The sequence below is a fragment of the Ensifer sp. SSB1 genome, assembly GCF_016652895.1.
GTDB lineage: Bacteria > Pseudomonadota > Alphaproteobacteria > Rhizobiales > Rhizobiaceae > Ensifer.
Window position 1 is genome coordinate 10235 of the sequence record NZ_JAEPRP010000076.1, and the last position, 8577, is coordinate 18811.

At 63.3% G+C, this 8577-nt stretch carries 11 protein-coding genes and 1 pseudogene; 7 read left to right on the forward strand and 5 right to left on the reverse strand.

Translation table 11 applies throughout. The features are described 5' to 3' along the window. The 3 genes and pseudogenes from I8N66_RS19230 to I8N66_RS19240 form a co-directional block, all read left to right on the forward strand. Positions 1–85: pseudogene (locus I8N66_RS19230) on the forward strand (arsenate reductase); the annotation flags it as partial. A gap of 21 nt (positions 86–106) precedes the next feature. Beyond that, complete coding sequence (gene ybaK / locus I8N66_RS19235) at positions 107–580, forward strand: Cys-tRNA(Pro) deacylase (protein ID WP_113536740.1); 474 nt, start codon at positions 107–109, stop codon at positions 578–580. A gap of 125 nt (positions 581–705) precedes the next feature. Further along, entirely contained in the window at positions 706–1293 is a 588-nt protein-coding gene (locus I8N66_RS19240) for a dual specificity protein phosphatase family protein (RefSeq protein WP_291156716.1), read from the forward strand. A 216-nt stretch (positions 1294–1509) separates the two neighbouring features. Here I8N66_RS19240 and I8N66_RS19245 read toward each other — a convergent pair whose 3' ends face one another. Then, complete coding sequence (locus I8N66_RS19245) at positions 1510–1965, reverse strand: MarR family winged helix-turn-helix transcriptional regulator (RefSeq protein WP_291156719.1); 456 nt, start codon at positions 1963–1965, stop codon at positions 1510–1512. Between the two features lie 83 nt (positions 1966–2048). Between I8N66_RS19245 and I8N66_RS19250 the strand changes: the two genes are divergently transcribed. The 3 genes from I8N66_RS19250 (at position 2049) to I8N66_RS19260 (ending at position 5038) form a co-directional block, all read left to right on the forward strand. Beyond that, positions 2049–2720 carry a glutathione S-transferase family protein gene (locus tag I8N66_RS19250; protein WP_113538934.1) on the forward strand — a complete coding sequence of 224 codons (672 nt, stop codon included), beginning with the start codon at positions 2049–2051 and terminating at the stop codon, positions 2718–2720. 88 nt (positions 2721–2808) lie between these two features. Continuing rightward, positions 2809–3696 carry an MBL fold metallo-hydrolase gene (locus I8N66_RS19255; protein ID WP_113538933.1) on the forward strand — a complete coding sequence of 296 codons (888 nt, stop codon included), beginning with the start codon at positions 2809–2811 and terminating at the stop codon, positions 3694–3696. Positions 3697–3784: 88 nt separating this feature from the next. Next, entirely contained in the window at positions 3785–5038 is a 1254-nt protein-coding gene (locus I8N66_RS19260; RefSeq protein ID WP_291156725.1) for an aminopeptidase, read from the forward strand. An 82-nt stretch (positions 5039–5120) separates the two neighbouring features. On the opposite strand, the gene I8N66_RS19265 is transcribed toward I8N66_RS19260, so the two are convergent. After that, positions 5121–6170 carry a VOC family protein gene (locus I8N66_RS19265; protein ID WP_291156728.1) on the reverse strand — a complete coding sequence of 350 codons (1050 nt, stop codon included), beginning with the start codon at positions 6168–6170 and terminating at the stop codon, positions 5121–5123. A gap of 72 nt (positions 6171–6242) precedes the next feature. Next, positions 6243–7121 (reverse strand): EamA family transporter, encoded by an 879-nt coding sequence (locus I8N66_RS19270; protein ID WP_113538930.1) that lies wholly within the window; start codon positions 7119–7121, stop codon positions 6243–6245. Between the two features lie 102 nt (positions 7122–7223). Here I8N66_RS19270 and I8N66_RS19275 point away from each other — a divergent pair, with 102 nt between their 5' ends. Beyond that, complete coding sequence (locus I8N66_RS19275) at positions 7224–7706, forward strand: MarR family transcriptional regulator (protein WP_113538929.1); 483 nt, start codon at positions 7224–7226, stop codon at positions 7704–7706. Positions 7707–7712: 6 nt separating this feature from the next. Here the strand turns inward: I8N66_RS19275 and I8N66_RS19280 are convergent, their stop codons facing one another. Further along, positions 7713–8303, reverse strand: coding sequence for an NAD(P)H-dependent oxidoreductase (locus tag I8N66_RS19280; RefSeq protein WP_113538928.1), 591 nt, complete (start codon positions 8301–8303; stop codon positions 7713–7715). 45 nt (positions 8304–8348) lie between these two features. Beyond that, the coding region (locus I8N66_RS19285; protein WP_291156733.1) for a hypothetical protein at positions 8349–8577 on the reverse strand (229 nt) is incomplete at its 5' end.

Sequence of the window (8577 nt, forward strand, 5' to 3'; positions counted from 1 at the left end):
CAAGCGTCCGGTGCTCGAAGCAGACGGCAACCTGCTGATCGGTTTCAAGCCGGATCTCTACGAGGCACTGCTCGCCAAAGCCTGATCCCCATTTGGAGCGACGACGATGTCGAAGACCACGCGCGCCACGCAGACGCTTTCGAAGGCCGGCGTCGCTTTCAGCGTGCATACCTATGATTACGACCCCAATGCCGAACGCGTCGGCCTGCAGGCGGCGGAAGCGCTCGGGGAGGATCCGAGCCGGGTGCTGAAGACACTGATGGCGGATGTCGACGGCAAGCCAGTCTGCTGCGTCGTGCCCTCCGATCGCGAAGTGAGCATGAAGAAACTGGCCGCCGCCTTCGGCGGCAAATCGGCCGCAATGATGAAGCCGGCGGATGCCGAGCGGCTGACCGGCTACCATGTCGGCGGCATCAGCCCGTTCGGCCAGAAAAAGCTGGTGCCGACGGCGATCGAGGAAGCAGCGCTTGCCGAGGCGCAGGTCTATATCAATGGCGGCCAGCGGGGGCTGCAGGTGCGGCTAGCACCGCGCGATGCGCAGGCTGCACTGAAAGCAATCGCAGCGCCGCTGATCGCCTGATCTTGCCATCAAAATATCACGGATGGCATATAGGAGCAGCCAAAGCGGGTTCAGGAAAGCGTTCGCTGTTTTCCGCCCGCAGCCCGCTCACGGCTTGGAGCTTGGGGCCGCTTCGGAGTTGTTTCATGGCATCTGCAAGGTTTCTGCGCGCGAAGCGTCTCCTGAAACGCCTCGCCGTCGGCACGGCTGCGCTCGTCGCGGCCATGGTTCTCTATCTCGTTGGCTTGCAATGGACCGGCAACTTCCACACGCTCGTCGCCGGTGAGGTCTATCGCTCGGCACAGCCGACGTCGGAGGCGATCGCCACCTATTCTAAGGCCTATGGCATCCGCACCATTATCAACCTGCGCGGCGAGAGGCTGGACGAAAGCTGGTATCGCGACGAGGTTGCCGCGGCCGAGCGCAACGGTATCCGGCTCATCAACTTCCCCATGTCCGCCTCGGCGGAAATCGACCGCAAGGAAACCGACGCGCTGATCGCGATCCTCAAGGACGCACCGAAGCCGCTGTTGATCCATTGCAAGGCCGGCGCCGACCGCACCGGGCTGGTCTCGACGATCTACCTGCAGCAGATCGCCGGCGTCGACGAGGAGACGGCCGAGTGGCAGCTTTCGCCGCTCTACGGCCATGTGGCCATTCCCTATCTGTCCGGTACCTTTGCCATGGACGAGACCTGGGAAGCCCTGGAAAAATCCTTCGGCCTCAGCAGCTAGGCGACGACGGCGTCCTAGATTGACGGTCGCCCCATCGGCGCGCGCCCATCCGGCCTGCCGGCCACCTTCTCCCCGCAAGCGGTGCGAAGGACATGCGTGGCGCCCGTTCGTCTCGGCAACAACCACCTTCATCCTCGGCTAACTTGAGGAGAGAGGCAATTCGCGTGGGCGTCGCAATTCAACGCCTGCGATGACACTGTCCAAAACTAAAAGCCGCTACCTTAGCTTCGCCAGCAGCGCCGCCAGTTGCCGCGCCTCCGTTTCGGTCAGTCTGGCGCCGACATGGGCCTCGATCGAGGGGCCATAGGTCTGCCACATGCGCGCGCGCATCGCCCGGCCGGCCTCGGTAATCACCACCCATTGGCCGCGACCATCGGCGTCGAAGGTTTCACGGCGGACAAGGCCCTCCTTCATCAGACGATCGATCAGCCGGGAGAGATTGTACTGGGCGAGCAGCGTGCGCGCCTCGATCTCGAAGGGACGCAGCCGTCCATGCTCTGCCTGAACCAACTCCCACAACACGTCGTACCAGCCGAGCGGCGGCAAGCTGGCTGCCTTGAAATCGGCTTCGATCCGCGCAAGCACGCGCTCGCGCGCCCGCATCAGGCCGATCCAGGCCTCGGTCGTTTCCGGTCCGGGACGCTTTCCATCATTTTTTGTCTCTTCGCTCATAGATGCAATTACATCCACCTTGAAAGTCGAAGCAAGCCTACATACATGCAAATGCATCTATTTGCCTCAACCGGGAGACTGCCATGCTTACCCTCGTCAGCCACCATCTCTGCCCCTATGTGCAGCGCGCCTCGATCGCGCTCGACGAAAAAGGCGTTCGCTTCGAGCGGACCTACATTGACCTCAAGGCCAAGCCCGACTGGTTCCTGAAGATCTCGCCGCTCGGCAAGGTGCCTCTGCTGCAGGTGCCGCAGCAAGGCGGTGAAACGGTGCTGTTCGAAAGCTCCGTCATCGCCGAATATGTCGAGGAAAGCCAAGCTCGACCGAAGCTTCACCCTGAAGATGCGCTGGAGCGCGCCCGGCATCGCGGATGGATGGAGTTCGGCTCGTCGATCCTCTCGGATCTCTGGGGCTTCGAGACCGCCAGTGACCGGGAAACCTACGAACAGAAGCGCAAGACATTGGCCGGAAAATTCGCGACTGTCGAAGCGGCGCTCGGCGACGGCCCCTATTTCGCCGGCACACGATTTTCGCTCGTCGATGCGGTCTTCGCGCCGATCTTCCGCTACTTCGACCTCTTCGACACGCTCGCCGATCACGGCATCTTCGACGGGCTCGATCGTATCCGTGCCTGGCGTGCAGCACTGGCGGACCGGCCGAGCGTCAAGACGGCGGTGACGGCGGATTACGGCGAGCGGCTGATGACTTTTCTGCGGGAGCAAGATGCCTATCTGCTGCGCGCCCGTCAGGGATAGACGGATAGGATCGAGGGCAGCATCCCGTCCTTCAGTTTCGTTTCGCACTGGCCTATGACATCACCAAGCCATGCGGGAGGAACTGCATATGACGGACATGACCTCGACCTTGACGATCCTGGAGCCCTACCCCGGTCTCTACGCCTATTACGACGGGCGCATCGCCGGGGTGCGGCTCTTTTCGGAAGGACCGAACTGGCTCGACGACGGCGCTTATGAACTGGGCGTCGCCTCCTATGCGATCGTCGGCGGCGAGCAAGCACTGGTCTATGATACCCATATCTCGCTCGCCCATGCCCGGGCGATCCGCAATCACCTCGAGAGCCTCGGTGTCACGTCGATCCGCGTCGTGCTCAGCCATTGGCACAAGGACCATGTGGCGGGAAACACCGTCTTCGCCGACTGCGAGATCATCGCGCTCAGGCTGACGGCAGAGAAGCTTGAAGAAAATCGCGAACGGATCGAGACGGCGACGCCGCCGATCCATCCCCTCGTCATGCCGAACCGGCTGTTTGCGGAGACGCTTGCGCTGACCGTCGGCGAACGTCGCGTCGAGTTGCATCACTTCGCCATCCACAGCGCCGACGGCAATGTCATCTGGCTGCCTGAGGAAAGGCTGCTGCTGGCCGGCGATACGCTCGAGGATACGACAACCTTCATCAGCGAGGCCGACCAGACGGCGACGCACATCGCGGAGCTCAGGCGTCTGCGGCAATGGCCGATTGCTCGAATCCTGCCGGCCCATGGCGACCGCGAGCGCATCGCCACCGGCGGCTATGGGCCGGACCTGATCGATGCCAATCGCGGCTATATCGAAAGACTGACGGGCGCCATTTCGGCCGGGAGGGTAGTCGGCACGCTCGAGGAATTCGCCGCCGAAGAGATCGCCTCCGGCGCGATCCGCTATTTCGCACCTTACGAGGCGGTGCACCGGAGCAACATCGAGCGAATGCGGGCCGTTCTCCTGACGGATTGAGCCGCGACACCCACGATGACCACCAGCCTTCATTTTCGCCGCAAAGCGCTCTAAGTCTTCTTCTTCCGATTCAAAAGACAGGCAGATCATGACCTATCCCGCCAATACGCCCAATCCGATTGATCCGGTAAAACTCGACAAGCTCGCGGAAGTCGCGATCCAGGTCGGCCTGCAGCTTCAGCGCGGCCAGGACCTGGTGATGACCGCGCCGGTGGCGGCCATGCCGCTCGTCCGCCTCATCACCAAGCACGCCTACATGGCGGGTGCGGGACTGGTGACGACGCTCTATTCCGACGAGGACACGACGCTCGCGCGCTACGCCTACGCTCCCGACGAAAGCTTCGACCGGGCGAGCGATTGGCTGTTCAAGGGCATGGCCGAGGCCTTTGCCGGTGGCGCTGCACGGCTTGCGATCTCCGGCGACAACCCGATGATGCTGTCGGCGCAGGACCCGGCCAAGGTCGCGCGTGCCAACAAGGCGAACTCGATCGCCTACAAGCCCGCGCTCGAAAAGATCTCGAACTTCGACATCAACTGGAACATCGTTTCCTACCCGAACCCGTCCTGGGCGAAGCTGGTCTTCCCGGATGATCCGGAACAGGTGGCCGTCGAGAAGCTCGCCAACGCCATCTTCGCCGCATCGCGCGTCGACGTCGCCGATCCTGTGGCCGCCTGGAAGGAGCACAACGCCAACCTCGCCCGGCGTTCGGCCTGGCTGAACGGCGAGCGCTTCGCGGCACTGCATTTCACCGCCCCCGGCACCGACCTGACTGTCGGGCTTGCCGATGGGCATCTGTGGTGCGGCGGTGCATCGGAAGCCAAGAACGGCGTGACCTGCAACCCGAACATCCCGACCGAAGAGGTCTTCACGACGCCGCATGCGCTGCGCGTAGAGGGCCACGTCTCCTCGACCAAGCCGCTGTCGCACCAGGGCACGCTGATCGACAACATCCAGGTACGCTTCGAAGGCGGCCGGATCGTCGAGGCTAAGGCATCGCGCGGCGAGGAAGTGCTGAACAAGGTGCTCGATACCGACGAAGGCGCGCGCCGGCTCGGCGAAGTGGCGCTGGTGCCGCATTCCTCGCCGATCTCGGCGAGCGGCGTCCTGTTCTACAACACGCTGTTCGACGAAAACGCCTCGTGCCACATCGCGCTCGGCCAGTGCTATTCCGGCTGCTTCGTCGACGACACCAAGCTGACACCGGAACAGATCCGCGCCCAGGGCGGCAATTCCAGCCTGATCCATATCGACTGGATGATCGGTTCGGGCCAGGTCGACATCGACGGCGTGCGCGCCGACGGCAGCCGCGTGCCGGTCATGCGAAAGGGCGAGTGGGCCTGATCACGGCTTCTCGTCAGTCTCGTCCGACCTGAAGGATTTGTGGCCGCCGCAACACATGCGGCGGCCATTTCTTTGGGCGCCCTCAGCCGTTGGCAGCCCGCTTCAGACGCGGCATCTCCGCCGATTGGTAGAGCGACAGCACATGGCCATCGGGATCGGCGAATTCCGCCGACCAGCCGCCCGGCGCGTGGCTCACCGGCGTGACGATGGTGGTTCCCTTTTCCGCGAGGCCGGCGACCACATCGTCGATGCCGCCTTCAGCGAGATCGAACACGACGATCGGCGTGTTGCCCGGTTTGCTTTCGACGACGAAGAAGATCAACTCGACCTCGTTTTCTATCTTGGCCATCAGCCAGGTGCCGGCGTCGTCGTCCTCCATGCGCTGGACCGTGAGGCCAAGGACATCACGATAGAAGGCTTCCGTTCGGCCGAGATCCGAGATGAAGTAGCAGATGGCCCCGATACGTGGTTTCGACAGCATTGGTTGCTCCCTTTCTGTTTGTTGCGCCGGCTTGTTGCCGCCGGTTGCCGCTTTGTGAGGCGCGCGCAAAGAAAAATTGATCGCGAAGAGATGGCCATCCGGATCGTGGCTGGCGAAGGCAGCCCGGCCGTCGCGCGTCACCGGCAGCAGCGCCTGGCGGATACGGCCGCTTTCCAGCGGATAGCGCAGCCCCGTCAGTTCCAGATTGGTCTCGCCATGACCGGCGGCACGCCAGCTACGGCGCAGCATCAGGATGCGCTGGCGCAGCGCCTCGTCGGAAATGCCGAGGAGATGACGGATTTCGAGGCGATTGTGGCCGGCAATCGCGAGCAGCATCACGATTCTGAGGCCGGGTGAGAGCGCGGCGGCGAAAGCCAGCGGATCGCCGGAGCGCCCCTCTTCCGTTTCCGGCACGTCCGATTGCTGCTCGCGGCGAAGGCGTCGGGCGGCGCTACGCGCCTGCATGGCAGCGAGCTTGCGGATGACGCCGCAGAACCAGGCTCGATCACCGCCGCTTGGAAAACGTCCTGCCTTGAGCGCCACGATCAGCGCTTCATGCAGCAGATCCTCCGCCTCGGCCGTGCGGCGGGACTGGCGCCTGGCGAAGCGAAGGAGATCGGAATAGTGCGCCGGCGTCAGGTGTTCGATCATCAGGCATGCGCTTCTTGCGGGTTGAAGTTCCCGGCAATGTGAAGCGCTTGCCCTATGGTTGCAAGCCCGCCTTCAAGCGCGGGCCGGTCGCACCTTCGGCAACAGCTGCGCACGCTGGCTGAGCCAGACGCTGATGAAGACCACCAAGATGCCAAGCGCCTGAACCGGGGTCAGCTGCTCACCGAGCACACCCCATCCGAGCAGGATGGCGACGACTGGGCTTAAGAAGCCGAGTGGCGAAACGGACGACGGTTCGAGGCGCGAAAGACCGCGGAACCAGAGCAGATAGGTGAAGGCGGCACCGATCAGGCCGAGATAGGCAAGCCCGAGGACGTTTGCCGAGGTCAGCGGCGGCAGCGACGGCTCGAAGAACAACGCCACCGGCACGAGCATCAGACCACCGGCGGCCAGTTGCCAGGCGGTGAAGGTGAGCGGCGGCACCGGCGGCGCCCAATGGCGGCTCAGCACCGTGCCGAAGGCCATGGAAACGGCGCCGGCGAGACCGGCCAGCACGCCGAGCGGATCGAGCGCGGCGCCGGGTGTGAGCACCAGCAGGGCGACGCCGACGATACCTGCGAGGCCGGCGACGACACTGACCAGGCGGATCGGCGAGCCCAGAAAAACGCGCGACAGAAGGATGACGATCAGCGGCTGGACGGCCCCCACCGTGGCCGCAACGCCGCCCGGCAACCGGTAAGCCGAAACGAACAGCATGGCCCAGAAGAAGGAGAAGTTGAGTGCGCCGAGCACGAACGTGCGCGGCCACCAGATACCTTCAGGCAGGCGCCGTACGATGAGCAAGAGCAGGAGCCCGGCCGGAAGCGCCCGCAACATCGCAACGGTCAGCGGGTAGCCTGACGGCAGGAACTGCGTGGTGACGAGGTAGGTACTGCCCCAGATGGCCGGGGCGAGTGCGGTCAAGGCGAGATCGGCGGTGCGGTTCGTGGTCATATCTTTATCTCAAGAATCTCTACATCAAGATAAAATGAAGCTAGCACAGTTTATCTCTACGTCAAGATACTCTATGACTGGCGAAACAGTGGAGACTCTCTGATGGATCGCGTCGACAGGATATTGGCCCAGTGGCACCGGGAACGGCCGGATCTCGATGTGACGGCCATGGGGCTGCTTGGCCGCCTCTCGCGGCTTTCGACCCATATCGGCCGGGAAGTCGAAAAAACCTTTGCCGAGCGCGGCCTCTCCGCTTCGAGCTTCGACGTGCTCGCGACGCTGCGCCGCTCCGGGCCGCCCTATCGGCTTTCGCCCGGAGATCTGCTGGATACGACCATGGTCAGCTCGGGAACCATGACCAACCGCATCGACCAGTTGGAGAAGGCCGGGCTCGTCGAGCGGATTGCCAACCCCGAGGACCGGCGCAGCGTCATCATCGCGCTCACGGAGGAAGGGCTGCGCCGTGTCGACGAGGCAGCGACGGCGCACGTGGCAAACCAGCATCGCGTCGTTTCCGAGCTATCGCCCGAGGAGCGGGCGACGCTCGACGGCTTGCTTAGAAAATATCTGGCGACATTCGAGTAGCCGCGGCTAGATGCCCGCGATGAGCCGACGCACACGGACGAGATGGGCCTTGCGCTTGGCGTCGGTTGCGCGATCCATGTCGTGCAGCGCAAGCATCCGGAAATTCAGCCCCTTGGCGCAGAAGGCGGCGATACCGCGCTTCAGCAGCCGCTTGACCGGGTTGCCCATATAGAGATGCACCACCCACCAGGGCGAGCCTGTCGTGGTCAGCGCCCAGAAGACCTTGATGTTATGAAGCCGCGGAATGATGCGGCCGCCGGCCGGATCGTTGTCGAAGGCGACACCAGGCGCAAAGACGCGATCGAAGAAGCCCTTGAGGATCGCCGGAAAATTGAACCACCATTGTGGGAACACGAGCACCAACCCGTCGGCCGCCTGCAGGCGCGCTATCCAGTCGGCCGCTGCCGAGCGGTCATAGGCGTCGGTGAAGTAGCTGCCGCGCTCGGCCACGGTGAGACGCGGATCGAAATCCTCGCGATAAAGATCGAGCAAATCGACCGAATGGCCGTTCGCCTCCAGGGCCGTGCGCGCTTCACGCGCGACGTTGACGGCAAAACTGTCTTCGAGCGGGTGAGCAAGCACAAGCAGAATGCGCATCCGATGTTCCTCGTGTGTCAGGCAGGATCGAAAATGATCTCTCGTTCAAATGCTGTAAAAAATCAATCTGTTGCTGGAAGCCCACCTGGCGGCGAATGTCGACGTTGCAATGGGCTTGAAAAACGAAGCCATTCGCGCCGCTGCAGATTGATGGAGTCCTTGCTCGGCTATCGAGGATAAACCGGACGCGCGTTGCGGGCCAGTTCCGCGAAAACGGATGGCAACCGGCGCGAAGCCCAGGCGGATATGAGTTGCGCGGCGTTGTCTTCCACGG